The following is a 20,203-nucleotide window of genomic DNA, read 5'->3' as shown; positions in this document are numbered from 1 at the left end:
ATCGGAATTAGCAGTAATTATTACCCTTCCCAAATGGTATTTCAACCAATACCCTTCCTTTCCTATTTCATTGACTTTTTGTCCAAAGGCACTTTTAAGGTCTTTAGGCAAGTCATCAGTCTTTCCAATCCAACAAATGTTTGAATCCCCAATATGTTTGAAGGTAGGTTTGACTTTGCTGTTCAGAAAACCGGATGCAGCTATCTCCAATTCTTTTTGAATGATATCGATGGTAGGAGATGAACCGACAATATTGATGTTTTCCAAATAGTCTCTGTAATAATCTGATACTGCTTGATTTTCAAATGGATAATATTGGAGCCATAATTTATAGCCATCGCTAGCAATGGTAATAAAGGAGACAAGTAAGAAAAAAAGGCTGAGAGATAATTTTTTCATTGTTTTAGATTTAGAGACTTATTTCCTTTTGGAGGAATCCCTGATGATGAGTTCAGACCGTAAGGTGATCTTGTTGGTTTTTTCCAACATTCCTTCTTTTGGGTTTTCGAGATGTTTAATCAAATTTTTCATGGCAAGTTCACCCATTTCATAGGCAGGATAATTTACTGTAGTGATGTTGGGTTCTACAAGACGGGAAATTACATCATTGTTAAAGCCGACCACTGCCATGTCATCAGGTATCCGGATATCTTCTATTTTCAAATGCCTGATGCAACTTGCCGCACAGGCATCGTTAGAAACAAAAAGTCCGTCGGGCAAGGGGTTCATTTTCATTATTTTTTGGACAATTTCTTCGCCGGCTTCTTCATTCAGATCGGAATGGATAATCAGGGATTGATCGAAAGGAATATCATTGTCCATCAGGGCGTATTTATATCCTTTCAGCCTATCTGCGTAGACATTGATTTTGATGTTACCCAATACGTGCACTATCCTCTTACAACCTTGCTCAATCAAATGTTCGGTGACTTTCTGTGCTGCTTGAGTATTGTCGATTACAATCCCTGGGCAACCCGAATCTTCTGCAATCCTGTCGTAAAATATTATAGGAATTCCTTTTTTTAGAAAAGGTGCATAATGGTCGATGTTTTCAGTATCACCTGCTAAAGACACCAAAAGTCCATCCACGCGGCTGTTAAACATGGTATTGGCATTGGCTTTCTCTTTTTTAATTGATTCGAGAGATTGACTGATAATTAGGTTTAATCCGGCCTGATTGGCTGCGTTTTCCATACCTGCTAAGACTGAGGACTGGAAACTGGAGTTTAATCTGGGGACAATCACCCCAATATTGTTTGTTCTTTTGGTCCTGAGGTTGGCTGCAAAAATGTTGGACTGATATCCCATTTTCATCACAGCATCAAAGATTTTCTTTTTGGTTTTTTCATGGACAGCAGGGTGATTATTGAGTGCCCTGCTTACTGTGGTGGGTGAAACTCCAACATCCTTGGCGATGTCATAAATTGTGATTTCTTTCTCCATGATAAATTAAAAGGCTTGATTTTGAGTTTTTCCTGAAATTATTTAGGATCAGAATGGGTATTATTTTTTAAAGCAGGAGTTAAAACCCCTAGCAAGCTATTGATTAATTTTGGATTGATTCAAAACTAGGTGATTTTTATCCTGTTTCAAAATAATTTTTATGAAATCGGTTGCCTAATAGTTTTAATTTTGAAATTATTATAAATACCTAATTATTATTTTTAAATACTAGATTTTATTCCATCCTTATAGATTCAGAGATATTATACTTTGAAAATATTACAGTGAGGAATCAAAAATTCTTCAATAAATCATCTTAATTGTGAATTATTATCACATTTACTTGCAAATTTGCTTTAAAACCTAACCAATAATTTAATTTTTAATCAAAAATAATTTATGAAATCGGTTGTATTCATAATTATATTTTTTGAGGTTTGGGGTTGAAAAAATTATTAGGAGTTGCTATTTATAATAAAGCATTAATTACCATCAATGAACGATGTTAAATTACAATACAAATCCTGCCAAAAAGAATTCCCATTAGATTTAAGACCAAGTTGACTTACAAAATAAATGAATAGCGTATTTTTCGAAAAGAAGCTGTAATGAAAGCCATAATTGTAAAAAACATAAAAAACAATTGCCGAAAAGTTTATCTTTGAAATTCGTCAAATTAAATAAACCCCAATCTAATTAAACCTATCCTATGTTATTAGAACCTTTAGACCTTGTAGTATTTATTGGGTATTGTTTACTCATCATTGGTATGGGGCTTTTTGTCTCAAGAGAGAAAAAAGGCCACATCAAAAATTCTCAGGATTATTTCCTTGCTTCCAAAGCCCTTCCATGGTGGGCCGTCGGTGCATCCCTCATTGCTTCCAATATTTCTGCTGAGCAGTTTATAGGAATGTCAGGATCAGGTTTTGCCCTTGGTTTGGCGATTTCCACTTATGAGTGGATGGCTGCAATTACCCTTTTGGTTGTAGCTACTTTCTTTTTGCCGATATATATCAAAAAAGGCATTTATACGATGCCCGGGTTTCTTTTGGACAGGTATGATACAAGGGTCAGGACTACAATGGCGATTTTCTGGCTATTGTTATATGTTTTTGTCAACCTGACATCTGTATTGTATTTGGGGGCTTTGAGTTTGAATACTATCCTAAATGTACCCATGGTTTATGGCATTATTGGATTGGCCTTGTTTGCCATGATATATTCCATTTATGGTGGATTGAAAGCAGTTGCTTGGACTGATGTGGTACAGGTGTTCTTTCTGATTGCAGGTGGATTGGCCACTACATATATTGCCTTGACCATGGTCGGAGAAGGTTCAGCTTGGGAAGGATTGGGATTACTAAGAAAAGAAGTTCCAGGACATTTTTCTATGATTCTTTCCAGGGGGGAAATGATGATTCCAGATGGAAAAGGCGGCACTTATGATGCCTATCAAGATTTGCCTGGAATTTCAGTATTAGTAGGAGGAATGTGGATTACCAACCTGAGTTATTGGGGATTCAATCAATACATTACCCAAAGAGCTTTGGCAGCAAAAAGCTTGGACGAAGCCCAAAAAGGGATGATTTTCGCTGGTTTTCTGAAATTATTGATGCCTTTGATTGTCGTCATTCCTGGAATTGCGGCCTATGTGATTGTAGAAAACGGAATCGATGTAGGTTTTATTGAATCAATGAAGGATCCTGTAACAGGCCTAATCAAATCGGATAGGGCCTATCCCACCTTATTGCAATTGCTTCCAGTTGGATTAAAGGGATTGGCTTTTGCTGCATTGACTGCGGCGATTGTATCTTCTTTAGCTTCAATGGCCAATAGTACCTCGACCATCTTCACGATGGATATCTACAAAAAATATTTTGGTCAAAATGCCTCTGAAACCAAGCAGGTTACTGTTGGAAGAATCACTGCTGCAATTGCATTTGTCGTTGCGGCTGTTGTTGCCCCGGCATTGGGACAATTGGATCAGGCATTTCAGTTCATCCAGGAATATACCGGTTTTATTAGCCCAGGAGTATTTGCCATATTCTTCTTTGGAGTGTTCTGGAAAAAGACGACCTCAAATGCTGCGCTTACCGGTGCTGCGATCAGTATCCCACTTTCAGTTGTGTTGAAATGGGTATATCCCGAACTTCCATTCTTGGACAGGATGGGCATTGTATTTTTGGTGATTGCTTTATTGATGATCCTTATCAGCCTTGTTGAAGGTAAAGGTAAAGACCATCCGAACAGTATTGAAATCAGCGCCGATCTGTTCAAAACAAGTACGGCATTTAAGATTGGGGCACTTATAATTACAGGTATTACAGCTGCATTATATATTGTATTTTGGTAAACCCTAAACAAAAAATGAGAAGATTATTAATTGGATATGATATAGGAAGTTCTTCTGTAAAGGCCACACTGTTGAATGCAGATTCAGGTAAAGTAGTTACTTCGGAGGGCCTTCCAAAAGTAGAAATGGCCATTTCAGCCCCACAGAAAGACTGGGCAGAACAGGATCCTGAAATGTGGTGGAAATATATTATTGAAACTACGAAGGCTATTGTCAAAAATGGAAATATCCAAAAAGGAGAATTGAAAGCAATTGGTATTTCCTATCAAATGCACGGATTAGTCTGTGTCGATAAAAATCATGAGGTAATTAGACCTTCAATCATCTGGTGTGATAGCAGGGCCGTGGAGATTGGAAATAAAGCCTTCAAGGATTTAGGAGAGAATTATTGTCTTCCACATTTGCTGAATTCTCCTGGAAATTTCACCGCATCCAAACTCAAGTGGGTCAAAGAAAATGAGCCTGATAAATATGCTAAAATCCACAAAATCATGCTCCCAGGCGATTATATCGCCATGAAACTTACTGGTGAAATCCTGACCTCAGAAACAGGTCTTTCCGAAGGGATTTTTTGGGATTTCAAGTCCAATGGTTTGTCCACTAAACTTTTGGATTACTATGGAATTGATAAATCAATGGTTGCTGAAGTAGTCCCTTCTTTTTCCGTTCAGGGAAGCGTAAATGATGAAGCAGCAAAAATATTGGGAATTGATTCAGGGATTCCTATTACCTACCGCGCTGGAGACCAACCCAATAATGCATTTTCCCTAAATGTATTAGAAGATGGAGAATTGGCAACTACAGCAGGCACTTCAGGGACCGTTTATGGAGTAAGTACACAAGCGGTATTTGACCAAAAGTCCAGAGTAAATACCTTTGTACATGTAAATCATAGTAAGGAAAATCCTCATTATGGTGTTTTACTCTGTGTAAACGGCACAGGGATATTGAACTCTTGGCTGAAAAGATTGATTGGTGGAGAAAATATTTCCTACCCTGAAATGAACCATCTCGCAGCAGAAGTTCCTATTGGATCAGATGGTCTCAAATTTATTCCTTTTGGGAATGGTGTAGAGCGTATCATGGAAAATAAAGCCGTTGATGCCCATCTATCAGGACTTAACCTTTTGAAACATGACAAAAGACATGTGTTGAGAGCAGGTCAGGAAGGGATTGTCAGTGCATTAACCTATGGTTTTCAAATCATGAAGGACATGGGTCTAAATCTCAAAACAGTTAAAGCAGGGAATGCCAATATGTTCCTAAGCCCTTTGTTTCGAGAGGCTTTTGTCAATATGAATAAAGTGACACTTGAGCTTTATGATACAGATGGTGCCCAAGGTGCTGCACGAGGTGCAGGAATTGGTGCCGGGATCTATTCAAATGCTAAAGAAGCATTTGCAGGATTAGAAAAAATGGCTTCCTTTGAACCTGACGCATCTTTGGTCTCCGCTTATAAAGAGGTCTATCAAAGCTGGTTGAAAGCATTGAGCAGTGTTCAGTGATCAGTTGGCAGTGTTCAGTCGCTAGTATTCGGAAGGGAGTGTGTCAGTTTGCAGATTTCAGTTGGAAGTGTTCAGATAAAAATGTTTCATATTTCTATCTTCTTACTTCTGACTTCCAACTTCCACCCTGAGTCCAAATCTCACGCCTGCCTGCCGATATGAAAGTCTCATGTCTTATGTCTCAAATCTTATAAAATAAACCTATAATCAAATGTCAAAAACCTATTTTCCAAATATCGACAAAGTCAAATTTGAAGGCAAGGGATCCAAAAATCCTTTTGCATTTAAATATTATGATGCCAATAAAATAGTGGCCGGAAAGCCTATGAAAGATCATTTCAAATTCTCCATAGCCTATTGGCACACCTTCTGTGCCACAGGTGGTGATCCTTTCGGTCCTGGAACAATGGATAGACCTTGGAACGAAAGTGAGGATGCTGTACAGCGTGCTAAGGACAAAATGGATGCTGCTTTTGAGTTTTTTACCAAGATAGGTGCAGAGTACTATTGTTTCCATGATATAGACTTGATTGATGAAGGGAGTACCCTAGAGGAATATGAAAAGAGGATGCAAATCATTACTGACTATGCATTGCAGAAACAAAAAGAAACCGGAGTGAAATTGCTTTGGGGAACAGCCAATGTTTTCAGCAATTCTCGTTACATGAATGGAGCTTCTACTAATCCGGATTTTGATGTAGTGGCTTGGGCAGGCACGCAAGTGAAAAACGCTATTGATGCCACCATCAAATTAGGTGGGGAGAATTACGTGTTCTGGGGTGGTCGTGAAGGTTATATGTCTTTGCTCAATACAGATATGAAAAGGGAAACCGAACATTTGGGACGTTTTTTGACCATGGCAAGGGATTATGCAAGATCTAAAGGATTTAAAGGTACTTTTCTGATAGAACCTAAACCTATGGAACCTACGAAGCATCAGTATGACTACGATGCAGCCACTGTAATCGGGTTTTTGAGACAGCATGGTCTTGATAAGGATTTCAAATTGAATTTAGAGGTTAACCATGCAACATTAGCAGGTCATACCTTTCAGCATGAATTACAAGTGGCTGTGGATGCAGGATTGTTGGGAAGTATAGATGCCAATAGGGGCGATTATCAAAATGGATGGGATACAGATCAGTTTGCCATCAACTTGCAAGAATTGACGGAATCCATGTTGGTGATTCTTGAAGGCGGAGGAATTCAAGGAGGTGGCGTGAACTTTGATGCCAAAGTAAGAAGAAATTCAACAGACTTGGATGATTTATTTTATGCTCATATCGGCAGTATGGATGCGTTTTCTAGGGGATTGTTGATAGCAAACGAAATTTTGGAAAAGTCTGAATACAAGGCTTTGAGAAAAGAGAGATATGCCTCCTACGATTCAGGGAAAGGAAAAGAATTTGAATCTGGGAAACTTACCTTGGATGATCTAAGAGCACATGCTTTGGCTAAAGGTGAACCCGGGCAGAAAAGTGGTAGACAAGAATTGTTTGAAAATATATTGAATGAGTTTATTTAAAGGATGAAGTTAGAAGGAAGTCCGAAGTTGGGAAGTAGGAAGTTTACAACAGCATCATTATCAGATTTAAAAAGCCTGCCCGATCTGGGAATTAAAATTTATTCAAATTAAGACCTTAGACTTTGTAATTTAAATTTTCAAAAACCCCAACAGATTGATTCTGTTGGGTTTTTTTTTTATAAACATTAATGATTGGGATTTTTTGGCTTGAATATTGATTTCTTGAAAATGTTTTGTTTTTATTTTTACACAATTCATTAATCTTTCAATTCAAAAAGAACTTTAATATCATGCCAATCATTGGAAAAATCATAAAGAGCGCGGTTGAGGTTGCAGATAAAATATTTACCAATAACAATCCAAAAGAGGCACAGGAAGCTGTTTTAAAAGATTTACTTTCTAAAGCAAAAAAAACAGCCTTTGGAAAGTATTATCAATTTGAACAACTACTTGACTCAGAAGATATCAGAGATGCTTTTGCTTTAGAGGTCCCGTTTTTCAGTTATGACCAGCTTCTCGAAGAGTGGTGGCAAAAGGTAATCGATGGGGCAGAGGATATTACCTGGCCCGGGAAAGTAAATTATTTTGCAGTCTCCAGTGGTACCACCAGTAATAAAAAACGTATCCCAGTCACTGACGAAATGATAGTCTCAATCAGAAAGGCAGGTTTGCAACAGATCAAAGGTATCGCTGATTTTGATCTACCATCTGAATTTTTTGAAAAGGAGATTCTGATGTTTGGAAGCAGTACCAATCTAAAAGAGGTAAATGGACATTTGGAAGGGGAAATCAGTGGAATTAGTGCCAGTCAAATCCCGACATGGTTTGATGGATTTTATAGACCAGGCCCAGAAATATCCGGAATTGATGATTGGGATAAAAGGGTAGAGGCCTTGGCCAAAGAAGCCCCAAATTGGGATATTGGGGGGATTTCAGGGATTCCTTCTTGGATAGAGTTAATGCTCAAAAAAGTAATAGCTTATCATAAAGTTGACAACATCCATGATATCTGGCCTAACTTTCAGGTATATACTTCCGGGGGAGTGGCATTTGAACCGTACCGTAAAAGTTTTGAACGCCTCTCAGGTAAACCCGTCACGGTGATAGATACTTACCTTGCTTCAGAAGGTTATCTGGCTACGCAACTCAGGAAGGATACGGATTCCATGGCATTGATAACCGATAACGGAATTTATTTTGAATTTGTGCCTTTCAAGCCCGAAAACATGAATGATGACGGAACTGTCAAACAAGATACCAAAACCGTCAAGATAGAAGAAGTAGAAGAAGGGGAGGATTATGTATTGATTATTTCCACAGTATCAGGCGCGTGGAGGTATATGATTGGGGATACGGTTGCATTTACCGATAAAGAAAAAGCCGAAATCAAAATCACCGGAAGGACCAAGCATTTTTTGAATGTAGTGGGATCTCAATTGTCAGTTATTCAAATGGATAATGCTTTGGAGCAACTTGGAGAAGAATTCAATACAGAGATTAAGGAATTTACAGTTTCCGCTGTATTGGAAAATGTAGGCTATATACATCGCTGGTATCTCGGTCTGGAAGGAGAAACTGAAAAAGATAATAAAGAATTCGCCAAGCGTTTGGATGAAATCCTGCAAGAAAATAATAAGAACTACAAAGTAGCCAGAAACAAAGCCCTAAAATCAGTTGAGACCCGATTGGTGCCAGCAAAACTATTTCAAAAATGGACTGAAGAGACCAAGCAAAAAGGTGGACAGGTGAAGATTCCAAGAGTGATGAAGGAAGAAGAATTTAAAGATTGGGAGAAGTTTGTGGAGGGTAATATACAAGAGTCGATCGGAGTTAGAAACTCCTGACTTAGTGGCCACGAAGCCAGAGGCTTCGGGGAGAATGATAGGTTTTAGCTTTGACAGTATAAACTTCAAAATCAACCCCAATCCCGGCTGGGATTGAATACCGCAAGGTTATTTGCCCCGGGTGAAACTCGGGGGAACAAGGCAAGTCTGCCTACCCAACCCCGAAGTGGGTTGAATTGACCTTTTTGGATTTGAGATAGTTTGATAATTGAAGGCTTTTTGTCAAGAAATAAGACCTAAGCTAGAAGCTCCTGACTCAGGCGTTACGAAGCCAAAGGCTTCGGACAACTGCCTTCATCCCTCATCCTTTCTTCGCTTCCCCATCCGCTACCACTATATTTTCCATTAGGTAGATGATTTCTTCGGGAGGTAGATATAGTTTTTTGATTTTTTGGATGTATTGTTCAGACATACCAGCCTGGTGCAGAATAAAATCCTTGGTGGCCAAAATATAATCCCCAAGACCATGATTAACGGCATATGTATCTGCAACCCTTTCAGCTGAAATGACAAAACTTTTTGAAGTCAGGTAACCAATACCAAATAGAATCAAAGACCAATTGCTTTTTTTCAAATAATCCATGATGTGTCCCAATTCATGCCCAATCCATCCAATCAGGACATCTTCTGGAAGATCCTGAATGGGTGTGCTTGTCCCTTTAAAATTAAATAGATGGCTGATTTTGATAATATAAGTTCGTTTTTTTCGAGAACCGAACATTGTTACAAACTTCGGCTGTGCCTGCATGACTGATTTTCTGATATTTTCATTAAAAACAAATTCAATTCGAATATTCTCGAGTTCGGGGTAAAATGAAAGGGCTTTTAAAGCTACCTCTTTTATTTCTACAGGAATATCCCTATCAAAATCCATCATGTTATTTTTTTTCATATTCCCATGATACAAAAAAATATCAAGGGGATTAATTAAACTCAATAAAAAAATCCGACAGAAAATACTTCTGTCGGATTTAAGGATTAATAGGTTTATGTTATTTTTTGATGGGCTCGATAGTTTCAATCGTTCCATCTTCATTGTGCTTCAACTCAACCATCTTGATGTTTCTCAAGTGGGTTTTATCGGTTAATTCTGTGTCATGGTAAAATAGATACCATTTATCCTGAAATTTAACAATAGAATGGTGGTTTGTCCAACCTTGAACTGGGTTTAGAATATTTCCCTGATAGGTAAAAGGACCATATGGGTTGTCTCCAGTACCATAAGCGATGAAGTGCGTATCGCCTGTAGAATAGGAGAAATAGTATTTGCCATTGTGCTTATGGACCCAAGCAGCTTCAAAAAATCGTCTATTATTGTCACCTCCCAAAATGGGGTTGCCACCTGCATCCAATAACATCACATCTTTTGGAGTTTCAGCCATTTGCAACATATCAGTACTTAATTTGGCAATTTTTGGCATCAAAGAAATTTCTTCACCCGTAGGGACACCATCATAGGGACCTGAACCAACCGGTTGGTATTTATTGTCTCGATACTGTTGTAATTGACCTCCCCAAATACCTCCAAAATACAGATAATAACTCGCATCTTCATCTTGGAATACGGTAGGATCCATGCTATAACTCCCTTTGATGGCTTCAGGTTCAGCTTTGAAGGGACCTGCGGGATTATCCGCTACCGCTACCCCTATTCTGAAAATATCATCCTTGTCTTTTGCTGGGAAATAGAGGTAATATTTACCGTCTTTTTCTGCTGCATCAGGCGCCCATAATTGTCTTTTGGCCCAAGGGATATCTTCTACATCCAATACCTTACCATGGTCTACAACTTCTCCATCGGGGCTTTCCATTGAAAAAACATGATAATCCATCATGTTGAAATGTGCACCCATATCATCTTCCTCAACCACTGATTCGACATCATGGGAAGGATATATATAGATTTTACCCTCAAAAATATGGGCAGATGGATCAGCTGTATAAATATGTGATACCAATGGAGGAGAAAGGAATTTACTTTCTTCTACTTCTTTAGTGATTATATCTTGTTGTTTATTTTCCTGAGTGCCACAGGATACCAAAAGGCAGGTAGCAATGATGGCTGCAAAGCCAAACTTCAAGTTCATAGGTCTTAGGTTTAAGTAATAATATTTTGAATTTGCTAATTTAGAAAAATTGAAATCGGTTTCAAAATTAAAAAACTTATGAATTATGCTTTTTTATAAAGATTTTATTTCCACTTTTTCTGAACAAATCATCCCTAATACACAGAGAATAAATACCATATTGAAAAAATGTTTTACTTGATTGATAGGTAAAACTTTTTTTGTAAAAACCAATTTCGTGAAGTTTCTGTCAGATTAAATTATATTTAAATAATTACTTGAAGCTAAAATCTAATACAATGAAAAACCGACTTGCACTCTACCTGATATTTTTTCTTCCGTTTTTCCTATCCGCCCAAGTAGAGTTTGAAAAACACATTTTTCATGATGCAACAACCGAATTGCCATATAGGCTGCTTCAACCCAAAAACTTTGATTCAAATCAAAAATATCCCCTTTTACTTTTTTTACATGGGGCAGGTGAAAGGGGAAATGATAATGAAATACAATTGGTACATAGAGTAGACTTATTTTTAAAAGCCATTCAATCCGACCAATATCCATCATTCATGCATTTTCCCCAATGCCCAAAACATGAAGAGGCTAATCCGAGGTTATCTCTCTACCCAGATGTAAATCACAACAGTTGGGACAATGCTTTTGCGGAACCCGATTTTCTGGAATGGATTTTCAGCCAAAAGAAGTAAATATGAAGAAGCTATTGAAAATGAAATCAACCCTAATCCATTTTCTATCTGTTTTTTTATTGATTGGATGTAATCAAAAAGAGGTTCTTATCAAGCCCAATATTCTCCTGATTTTGACCGATGATCAGGGTTGGGGAGATCTTTCTTTTCATGGGAATAAATTGGTGGAAACCCCGCACATTGATGCATTGGCAAAAGAGTCAATAGTTTTTGACCGTTTTTATGTTTCGCCAGTTTGCGCACCTACACGGGCAAGCATGCTGACGGGCCGATATCATATTGCCACAGGTACCACTTGGGTGACACACCGCATGGAAGTGATGCGGGAAGAGGAAGTGACGATTGCTGAATTGTTGAAGCCACATGGTTATGTTTCCGGACTTTTTGGGAAATGGCATCAGGGCAAACAGTTTCCACATGACCCGATTGGGCAGGGTTTTGATGAATTTTTTGGATTTGCGGAAGGTCACTTGAACAATTACTTTGATACCAAACTCACCCATAATTTCGAGGAAGTGAAGACCGAAGGTTTCCTGCCAGATGTTCTGACAGACAAAGCCATTGAATTTATGGAAAAGCAGGATTTATTTTTCGCTATGCTTTCTTTCAATACGCCTCACAGTCCTTTTCAGGTTCCTGATGCCTATTTTGATAAATATAAATCTAAAGGTCTTGATGAAAAAGATGCCTGTGTGTATGGGATGGTCGAAAACATAGATGATAATGTAGGACGGCTAATGCATTATTTAAAGCAAAGCGGGAAGATCGATAATACGATTGTCATTTTCATGACAGACAATGGCCCAAATGGTATCCGCTACAATGGTGGAATGAAAGGAAAAAAAGCAGATTTGGATGAAGGCGGAGTCAGGGTGCCATTCTTTATCAAAATCCCAGGTTATGGTAATCAAGTAATCAAACCCTGGGGTGGCCATATTGATATTCTGCCTACGCTTGCAGCTATCTTAAGTATTGAAATCCCTGGCAACCTTGTGATTCATGGGAAAAGCCTTTTTCCATTGATTAAGGGTGTAGCTGGAAACTGGGAGGACAGATATTTTTTTACACATCATGTGCATTTAAAGTTTGATACCATTCCCGGTGCAGTCAGAAATCAGGAATATTTACTGACATTAAAAAACAAACAAAAAGCGCTTTATAACCTCCTTCTTGATCCATCTCAGAAAAACAATATTCTGGAAACGGAACCCGACATAGCCAATGAATTGGAGAAGCTTTATTTGGATTGGCTCAATGAAATGACAAAAAAAGGTGTTGACCCACCCTTGATTCAAGTAGGCCATCCCAATGTGCCAACTGTCGAACTACCGGCTTCTGATGGGAAGCGCTCGGGAAATGTTCTTTATAAAGGAGAAATGGGATGGGCAAATGATTGGTTTATCAATTTCAAAAAACCTGAGGACAAAGTGTTTTGGGAGATTGAAACAGTTGAAAATGCCAGGTATGATGTCTTTGTTCAAATGGCTAATGATTCACCTTTTAAAATGGAAATTTTTGGTCAGGAAAAGAGTTTTATTTATGAAACTGACCAACTCCACCAAGCCAAATTGATTCCCAATCGGGACAGGGTTCCCAGAACAGAAGTGGAAGAAATGGAATGGCCAATGCTTTCGGTTGGTGAAATCAGTTTTGAAAAAGGAAAAACAAGCCTTGAAATTTCTTTCTTGGGAGAGCAGTTTGAAAATATTGGAGTGAAGGGAGTTGTATTGAGAAAATTGAAATGATAAGTCAGGTTTAGTATTGTTCAACAATGTTTTTTTAATTGGGATCCTAGTGGATTAATTTTTCGGATTATTCAATGGGTTTGAAAATTGATGGAAGACATAATTAAGAAATAGCTGTTTTTTAAGCTTGCCGGCATCAATTTATCGACCGTTGCTGTAAATGAGTATTTTCCCTCTAAAATATTTATTAATATGGTGTTCTGATATAGACTTGACCATAACAACCTTAAGATATGGCAATAGGCAATATGAGCATCCGATATCTTGGAGCTAGAAATTAAAAATTAAAAATATAGGAAAGTGAAAAACCAAACAAACTTAAGCAAGTCAGTCCCAAGGGGTATCCTCCTCCTTGGACTTTTTTTATTGTGCATCGGCAATATAATGGCCCAGAAAATTCCAAGTCCAAAAGCGCATTTTGGATTTGGATTGGGAGATGATTACCATGTCAGCAATTACACACAGACAGAAGCATACTTCAAAAAAGTTGCGGCAGCTTCGGACAAAGCAAAGCTCGTTTCTATTGGGAAAACAGAGGAAGGAAGAGATCAATGGATGATGATAGTCACTTCTGTGGAAAATCATGCCAACTTGGATAAGTTCAAGGATATCTCAGTCAAAATGGCAAGAGCGGAAGAGTTGTCGGAACAAGAGGCCAGGAAACTCTCCACGGAGGGAAAAGCCATTGTATGGATTGATGGGGGGCTGCACTCAACAGAGACCGTAGGCACCCATCAGTTGTCAGAAACCATTTACCAAGTGCTCACCAAAGAGGATGCAGAAACCAAAAGGATCCTTGAAAATGTAGTGATCTTATTTGTCCACGCCAATCCTGACGGACATGAAAAAATCGGCAATTGGTACATGAGAGAGTCTGTTCCGGAAAACAGAAGCCTTTCGAACTTGCCAACACTTTACCAAAAGTATATCGGTCATGACAACAATAGGGACTTCTACATCCAAAACATGAAAGAATCCACTAATCTTGGTTATCAGCTTTTTATAGAGTGGATTCCTCAGGTAATGTACAATCACCATCAGAGAGGACCTGCCGGTTCGGTATTGGCAGGACCGCCCTATAGAGACCCCTTTAATTATGTGTTTGATCCCATGATGGTTACGGGTATCGATGCTGTAGGTGCAGCGATGTACAACAGACTGAATGCGGAAAACAAACCTGGGTTTACCAGAATGAACGGTTCTACTTTTTCTACCTGGTACAATGGTGGCTTGAGAACCACAACCCATTACCACAATATTATTGGAATTTTGACAGAGATAGTGGGTGGCCCAAATCCTGAGGAAATCCCTTTGGTACCGGACAGACTACTTCCCAATGGCAACACCCCTTTTCCGGTAACCCCTCAAAAAGCCTGGCATTTCCAGCAATCTATAGATTATTCAGTATCGATGAACTTTGCTGTCTTGGATTATGCATCTAGGAATAGCGACCATCTTTTGTACAATATGTATGTAATGGGAAAAGGTTCTATTGAAAGAGGAAGTGGGGATTATTGGACACCATTCCCAAGTAAGATTGAGGCTATCAAAACTGCTTACGAAAAAGATAAAGACAAATATCCAGCCTCTACCAATCCTTATTCCAGAAGAGGAGGGGCAATACCTTCAGTTTTCTACGACAGTGTTTATCAGGCAAAAGAGGAAAGAGACCCTAGAGGTTTTATCATCACCGCTGACCAAAAAGATCCTGCTACAGCAGTAAAATTCATCAATGCCTTGGTAAAAACAGGAATTAGAATAGAAAAATCAACGGCCTCATTCTCGGTAGATGGAACAACCTATCCAAAAGGCTCTTATATCGTCAAAACAGATCAGGCTTTCCGCCCGCATGTCATCGACATGTTCGAACCCCAGGATTATCCCAATGACTTCCAATATCCAGGCGGTCCTCCAATTAGACCATATGATGCAGCAGGTTGGACCTTGGCATATCAAATGGGAATTCAATTTGACCGGATTTTGGATGGATTTTCGGGACCATTTGAGACATTGCCTTACGGAAAAATGGAAGATGTACCTGTAGTCCAAGTACTTGATTCTAAGTCAGGCTATTTCCTAAGCAGTAAGCATAATGATGCCTTCCCAATTGTCAATGAATTATTGAAAAAAGGAGTAAAAGTATCCAGAATTCAAACCACCATCGAAGGAATGCCCTCCGGTTCATTCTATATCCCACAAAATGGATCCAAAGTTTTGACTGAGCAAGCAACCAAATACGGTGTTCAAGTTACTTCTGCGAAATCAGCACCAAGCAATGCCATCAACATCAAACCTTCCAGAATAGCCTTATTTGATACTTATGGAGGTTCAATGCCGAGTGGTTGGGTCAGATGGGTGTTGGAGCAATATAATTTTGAGTTTGAATTGATTTTTGCCAAAGAAATCGACGCAGGAAATCTGAACAAAAAGTATGATGCCATGCTCTTTATCAGTGGCGGAATCCCTGCATTGGGAAGAGAAGAATCAAGTAGATGGGGTTCACCACCGGATGAAAAATCCACTCCTGCAGAATATCAGCATATGTTGGGTAGTATCACAGCTGAAAAATCCATTCCACAGATCAAATCATTTATTGAAAATGGTGGGAAAGTAGTGGCCGTTGGAAATGCCGCTATCTTGGCCTATCATCTTGAACTACCTGTGAAAAATGCTTTGGTCGAAGTTCAAAGAGATGGTTCAGAAAAACCATTGCCGGGCGAGAAATATTATGTTCCGGGATCTGTGTTGGTTTCAAGAGTGGATAACTCCCAACCTGCCAATTGGGGATTGGACAGCCATGTTGATGTATTGTTCAACAACAGCCCAGTATTCAAAGTAAAGCCCGAAGCCAAATTACAGGGACTTCAGGTATTGGGTTGGTTTGATACCAAAACACCTTTGAAGAGCGGTTGGGCTTGGGGCCAATCCTACCTTGAAGATGGGATCACAGTCTTCTCTGCTCCAATAGGAAAAGGAATGCTTTATGTCTATGGTCCTGAAATCACATATAGGGCACAGTCTCACGGTACTTTCAAAATGCTTTTTAACAACCTTTACCAGTAAATAAGCCCTGTTGAAAATCAACCAGAGTTTAAATTTCAATAAAGCTTCCTCCAAAGGGAAGCTTTATTTTTTTGAAAATGAGAATACTACCCTTAAATTGGGGAATGGTTGATAAACCTTTAAACAAAAAAAGCCCTCTTATGCCAAAAAATAGCCTGAATTTCCTTTTTTCATTGGGGATAATAGTTTGTCTTTTTTCTTGTAATACTTCTCCCAAAGAAGAAAAACCCAAACGCCCCAACATCATTTTCATCATGTCCGATGACCATGCTTATCAGGCCATTTCTGCCTATGATGACAGATTGATCAATACCCCAAACATTGACAGGATTGCCAAGATGGGGATGTTGTTTACCAACGCCTGTGTGACCAACTCCATCTGTGCCCCTTCTAGGGCTACCATTCTGACGGGCAAGCATTCACATCTCAATGGAAAGACCGACAACATTTTCCCATTTGATACCACCAATATTACCTTTCCCCAAATCCTGCAAGAAGCAGGTTATCAGACAGCCATGTTTGGCAAACTCCACTTTGGCAACAACCCAAAAGGATTTGACCAATTCAAAATTCTCCCCGGTCAGGGCACTTATTATAATCCCACATTTATTACCAAAAATGAAGGCACGTATGACGTGGAAGGCTATGTGACGGATCTCATTACCGATATGACATTGGATTGGCTCCAAAATGAGCGAAAAGAGGAAGAACCATTTCTGCTGATGTATTTGCACAAAGCACCGCATAGGGAATGGCTTCCTGCCGAGCGTCATATTGAGGAATTTACGCAAAAAAAATATCCTGAGCCTCTAACTCTTTTTGACGATTATTCAGGTAGAGGAAGTGCAGCCAAAGAAGCGGAGATGAATCTGTTAAAGCATATGAACTGGGCAGGAGATTCTAAATTATATCCACAAGTAATGGATGAATTGGGTATTCCTGATGCCTCAGGTTGGGATAAGAGAGCTTTTGAAGGGGAAGTGGGACGAATGACGCCTAGCCAAAGGGCAAATTGGGACAAAACCTACACCCAAGTCAATGAAGAATTCAAAAAGGCTTTTCCGGGTATGAGCGAGGAAGATAAAATGAGGTGGAGGTACCAAAGGTATATGCAGGATTATTTGGGAACCATTGCATCAGTTGACGAGAATGTCGGTAAAGTATTGGATTACCTGGAGGCCAATGGATTGATGGAGAATACCATCATTGTGTACACTTCTGACCAGGGGTTTTATCTGGGTGAGCATGGTTGGTTTGACAAACGTTTTGTTTATGACGAATCCTTCAAAACGCCATTATTGGTTGCTTGGCCGGGGAATATCAAAGCCGGTTCACGATCTGATGAGATGGTCCAGAACTTGGATTTCGCACAGACTTTCCTAGAAGCGGCGCAAATCGAAGCACCTTCGGATATGCAGGGAGAAAGCTTAATTCCGTTGCTGACAGGCCAATCTGACCAGTGGAATAGGGATGCTGTTTATTATCACTACTATGAATATCCTTCCATCCACATGGTTAAGCGACATTACGCCATTGTCACCAAAGAATACAAACTGATTCATTTTTACTATGACGTGGACGAGTGGGAACTGTATGACCGCGCCAATGATCCGCATGAGTTGAAAAATGTGTATGATGATCCCAAGTATTCCGAAATCAGGGGAAAACTGCATAAAGATTTGGAGGCAATAAGGGGAAAATACGGAGATTCTTCAGAGATCAGCCAGGAATTGTTGGAAAGGTATTTAGAGCGTATTTAGAATATGGGAAAGCAATTAGATTTTATTACTACCGAATTACAGGAGTTCATTGCAAATCAAAAGATATTTTTTGTCGGAACAGCTGCAATTGAAGGAAGGGTGAATGTGTCACCAAAAGGAACTGATTCCTTCAGGGTCATTGATCAGAATAAAATTGTTTGGCTTAATTTGACAGGTAGTGGGAATGAAACTGCTGCACACCTATTGAAGAATAACAGAATGACTATTATGTTTTGTGCTTTTGAAGGTAAACCTAAAATTCTAAGGCTCTATGGAAAAGCAAAAATTTACCATAGAAGAGACAGCGCTTTTCAAAAATATTCAAATCTGTTTCCAGAGAATGTTGGCGCAAGGCAAATCATCGAGATGGAAGTTGATCTGGTCCAAACATCATGTGGTTTTGCTGTTCCATTGATGGAATTCAAGGAAGAGCGGAAAACATTGAATTCTTGGGCTGAAAAACAGGGTGAGGATAACATCAAAGATTATTGGAAAAGCAAAAATACCATAAGCATCGATGGATTTGAAACTAAAATTCTTGATGAATAAAAATATCTAAATCCTCTAAACATCACCATTTTTCAGATTTTCCTTCAGAAGTATGAATTCATATTTTTCCTGGCTGAGTTGATATTTTTTCAAAATTTATTAAAAGATATCAAAATTTAGCACCGGATTTGTATCATTAGGTAGTTTGGGCGCTGATAACATTTCTTTTAGATTAAACGTTTGGAGCAATTATGGATTTTGGTCGCCCGATAAATATTATCCTAATCGATACCAAAAAATTCAGATCTGAAATAAATTAAATGAGAAACGAAACATTATTACCAAAAGAGAAAATGGTCATCACGGAAAAATTATGGTCAAAATCATTCTTTATCAAAACATTAATGAATGGATTACTATTGGTTTTACCAACCATCATAATCTTATTTTTACTATCCCTGATTTTTAAATTTGTTTTCAACATAGTGGCTCCAATTAGTTCCATATTGGATAAAAATGCAGAATCACATGCTTTAATTATTAATGTGATGGCTTTATTGATACTGGTTGTGTTGATTTTTATAATAGGGCTTATTATGAGGAATGCCAGAGGTAAAAGATCGTTTAAAAGTTTTGAGAATAATTATTTACTTCAAATCCCATTGTATTCTACCCTACAGGAAACCATAGCCCAATTTTCAGGACTTAAGAAAATGCCATTTAGCCAGGTTGTTTTGGTAGATCCCTACAATACAGGCGTACTGATGACTGGGTTCGTCACTGAAATTGTTTCCAAGGATTTATATACAGTTTTTGTGCCAACTGCCCCTAACCCAATGAATGGGAACATTTATCATTTTCCGGTTTCACAATTAAGATTCTTAGATATAGAGCCGGAAAAAGCTATGCGCTCTGTAATTGGAATGGGTACAGGTTCTTCGATATTGTTTGCTGCAAAAGACAGGGTTCAGGAGATGGAGTCAATAGATTAATTGGAGAAGTAATACTATTACGACAATTCCTGACCATAGCGTTTCAATGTTCTTACACAATTATTTTCAGAACCAATTATGACTTTGTTTACAATATCATAAAATAACCCGTTTTCTATAACACCGGGTATCTGATTTAATTCTATAGATAGCTTACTGGGGCATTTTATTTTTTGAAAGTTGCAATCTGCGATAAAATTATTATTGTCTGTTAAAAATATTTGATTGTCCTTCAACCTGAGTTTTGCTTCACAACCAAGTTCGGTTATTTTTTTAAGCGTGTTTTCAATTCCAAATGGAGTAACTTCCACAGGTAAGGGGAAATTACCCAGCCTTTTTACCAATTTTTCTTCATCAACAACAATAATTAGTGCCTTACTCGCAAATGCTAGAATCTTTTCACGTAGTACTGACCCTCCTCCACCTTTAATGAGATTTAAGTTTGGATCTACCTCATCAGCACCATCTATTGTGATATCAATATTTCTCACATCATTAAAACTGACAAGTGGTATTGAAAACTCTTTTGCTAGTTTTTCGGTCCTCATGGAGGATGGTATACCTGAAATCCGCATTCCTTCTGAAACTAATTCTCCGATACGTTTTATGGTCCAATATACTGTTGACCCAGAACCCAAACCGATGATCATTCCATCTTCTATGTATTGAACTGCTGCTTCACCAGCTATTTGTTTTTTATCCATGTGTGTT

At 38.6% G+C, this 20,203-nt stretch carries 15 protein-coding genes; 10 read left to right on the top strand and 5 right to left on the bottom strand.

Features of this window, described 5'->3' with window-relative positions; genetic code table 11:
* Both ACEW8U_RS05820 and ACEW8U_RS05815 read right to left on the bottom strand, forming a co-directional pair.
* The coding region (locus tag ACEW8U_RS05820; protein ID WP_373521096.1) for an alpha-glucuronidase family glycosyl hydrolase at nt 1–399 on the bottom strand (399 nt) is incomplete at its 3' end.
* A gap of 18 nt (nt 400–417) precedes the next feature.
* Nucleotides 418–1,443: a LacI family DNA-binding transcriptional regulator gene (locus ACEW8U_RS05815; RefSeq protein ID WP_373521095.1), complete on the bottom strand. Its 1,026-nt coding sequence runs from the start codon at nt 1,441–1,443 to the stop codon at nt 418–420.
* Nucleotides 1,444–2,152: 709 nt separating this feature from the next.
* On the opposite strand from ACEW8U_RS05815, the gene ACEW8U_RS05810 reads away from it, so the two are divergent.
* The 4 genes from ACEW8U_RS05810 to ACEW8U_RS05795 all read left to right on the top strand — a co-directional run bounded on the left by ACEW8U_RS05810 (nt 2,153) and on the right by ACEW8U_RS05795 (nt 8,670).
* The gene (locus tag ACEW8U_RS05810) at nt 2,153–3,796 is read left to right on the top strand and encodes a sodium/sugar symporter (RefSeq protein WP_373521094.1); all 1,644 of its coding nucleotides are present in this window, start codon (nt 2,153–2,155) and stop codon (nt 3,794–3,796) included.
* 14 nt (nt 3,797–3,810) lie between these two features.
* A complete protein-coding gene (locus tag ACEW8U_RS05805; RefSeq protein ID WP_373521093.1) occupies nt 3,811–5,301 on the top strand; it encodes a xylulokinase in 1,491 nt (496 codons plus the stop codon).
* Between the two features lie 211 nt (nt 5,302–5,512).
* Nucleotides 5,513–6,826: a xylose isomerase gene (gene xylA / locus ACEW8U_RS05800; RefSeq protein WP_373521092.1), complete on the top strand. Its 1,314-nt coding sequence runs from the start codon at nt 5,513–5,515 to the stop codon at nt 6,824–6,826.
* A gap of 290 nt (nt 6,827–7,116) precedes the next feature.
* Nucleotides 7,117–8,670 carry a GH3 auxin-responsive promoter family protein gene (locus ACEW8U_RS05795; protein WP_373521091.1) on the top strand — a complete coding sequence of 518 codons (1,554 nt, stop codon included), beginning with the start codon at nt 7,117–7,119 and terminating at the stop codon, nt 8,668–8,670.
* A gap of 301 nt (nt 8,671–8,971) precedes the next feature.
* Here the strand turns inward: ACEW8U_RS05795 and ACEW8U_RS05790 are convergent, their stop codons facing one another.
* Nucleotides 8,972–9,562, bottom strand: a complete 591-nt coding sequence (locus ACEW8U_RS05790; RefSeq protein ID WP_373521090.1) for a hypothetical protein — start codon at nt 9,560–9,562, stop codon at nt 8,972–8,974.
* 100 nt (nt 9,563–9,662) lie between these two features.
* Nucleotides 9,663–10,757, bottom strand: a complete 1,095-nt coding sequence (locus tag ACEW8U_RS05785) for a glycoside hydrolase family 43 protein (RefSeq protein WP_373521089.1) — start codon at nt 10,755–10,757, stop codon at nt 9,663–9,665.
* Nucleotides 10,758–11,035: 278 nt separating this feature from the next.
* Between ACEW8U_RS05785 and ACEW8U_RS05780 the strand changes: the two genes are divergently transcribed.
* The 6 genes from ACEW8U_RS05780 to ACEW8U_RS05755 all read left to right on the top strand — a co-directional run bounded on the left by ACEW8U_RS05780 (nt 11,036) and on the right by ACEW8U_RS05755 (nt 19,492).
* Nucleotides 11,036–11,443: a hypothetical protein gene (locus ACEW8U_RS05780; protein WP_373521088.1), complete on the top strand. Its 408-nt coding sequence runs from the start codon at nt 11,036–11,038 to the stop codon at nt 11,441–11,443.
* 2 nt (nt 11,444–11,445) lie between these two features.
* Entirely contained in the window at nt 11,446–13,188 is a 1,743-nt protein-coding gene (locus tag ACEW8U_RS05775) for an arylsulfatase (protein WP_373521087.1), read from the top strand.
* A 384-nt stretch (nt 13,189–13,572) separates the two neighbouring features.
* Complete coding sequence (locus ACEW8U_RS05770) at nt 13,573–16,251, top strand: M14 metallopeptidase family protein (protein ID WP_373521097.1); 2,679 nt, start codon at nt 13,573–13,575, stop codon at nt 16,249–16,251.
* Between the two features lie 140 nt (nt 16,252–16,391).
* A complete protein-coding gene (locus ACEW8U_RS05765) occupies nt 16,392–18,011 on the top strand; it encodes a sulfatase (protein WP_373521086.1) in 1,620 nt (539 codons plus the stop codon).
* Nucleotides 18,012–18,014: 3 nt separating this feature from the next.
* The gene (locus tag ACEW8U_RS05760; protein WP_373521085.1) at nt 18,015–18,560 is read left to right on the top strand and encodes a pyridoxamine 5'-phosphate oxidase family protein; all 546 of its coding nucleotides are present in this window, start codon (nt 18,015–18,017) and stop codon (nt 18,558–18,560) included.
* A 260-nt stretch (nt 18,561–18,820) separates the two neighbouring features.
* Nucleotides 18,821–19,492, top strand: a complete 672-nt coding sequence (locus ACEW8U_RS05755; protein ID WP_373521084.1) for a DUF502 domain-containing protein — start codon at nt 18,821–18,823, stop codon at nt 19,490–19,492.
* Nucleotides 19,493–19,509: 17 nt separating this feature from the next.
* Here the strand turns inward: ACEW8U_RS05755 and rpiA are convergent.
* On the bottom strand, nt 19,510–20,203 hold a 694-nt coding region (rpiA, locus tag ACEW8U_RS05750), incomplete at its 5' end, for a ribose-5-phosphate isomerase RpiA (protein ID WP_373521083.1).

It is taken from the genome of Aquiflexum sp. (assembly GCF_041751335.1).
Taxonomy (GTDB): Bacteria; Bacteroidota; Bacteroidia; order Cytophagales; family Cyclobacteriaceae; genus Aquiflexum.
The sequence above is the reverse complement of the archived record's forward strand: the minus strand, read 5'-3'. Positions and strand labels throughout refer to the sequence as shown.

Coding starts and splice junctions, on each gene's coding strand:
- ACEW8U_RS05770 (WP_373521097.1), top strand. CDS start 13,573: ATGGCCCAGAAAATTCCAAGTCCAAAAGCGCATTTTGGATTTGGATTG.
- ACEW8U_RS05785 (WP_373521089.1), bottom strand. CDS start 10,757: ATGAACTTGAAGTTTGGCTTTGCAGCCATCATTGCTACCTGCCTTTTG.
- ACEW8U_RS05805 (WP_373521093.1), top strand. CDS start 3,811: ATGAGAAGATTATTAATTGGATATGATATAGGAAGTTCTTCTGTAAAG.
- xylA (WP_373521092.1), top strand. CDS start 5,513: ATGTCAAAAACCTATTTTCCAAATATCGACAAAGTCAAATTTGAAGGC.
- ACEW8U_RS05790 (WP_373521090.1), bottom strand. CDS start 9,562: ATGAAAAAAAATAACATGATGGATTTTGATAGGGATATTCCTGTAGAA.
- ACEW8U_RS05815 (WP_373521095.1), bottom strand. CDS start 1,443: ATGGAGAAAGAAATCACAATTTATGACATCGCCAAGGATGTTGGAGTT.
- ACEW8U_RS05760 (WP_373521085.1), top strand. CDS start 18,015: ATGGGAAAGCAATTAGATTTTATTACTACCGAATTACAGGAGTTCATT.
- ACEW8U_RS05780 (WP_373521088.1), top strand. CDS start 11,036: ATGAAAAACCGACTTGCACTCTACCTGATATTTTTTCTTCCGTTTTTC.
- ACEW8U_RS05765 (WP_373521086.1), top strand. CDS start 16,392: ATGCCAAAAAATAGCCTGAATTTCCTTTTTTCATTGGGGATAATAGTT.
- ACEW8U_RS05775 (WP_373521087.1), top strand. CDS start 11,446: ATGAAGAAGCTATTGAAAATGAAATCAACCCTAATCCATTTTCTATCT.
- ACEW8U_RS05755 (WP_373521084.1), top strand. CDS start 18,821: ATGAGAAACGAAACATTATTACCAAAAGAGAAAATGGTCATCACGGAA.
- ACEW8U_RS05810 (WP_373521094.1), top strand. CDS start 2,153: ATGTTATTAGAACCTTTAGACCTTGTAGTATTTATTGGGTATTGTTTA.
- ACEW8U_RS05795 (WP_373521091.1), top strand. CDS start 7,117: ATGCCAATCATTGGAAAAATCATAAAGAGCGCGGTTGAGGTTGCAGAT.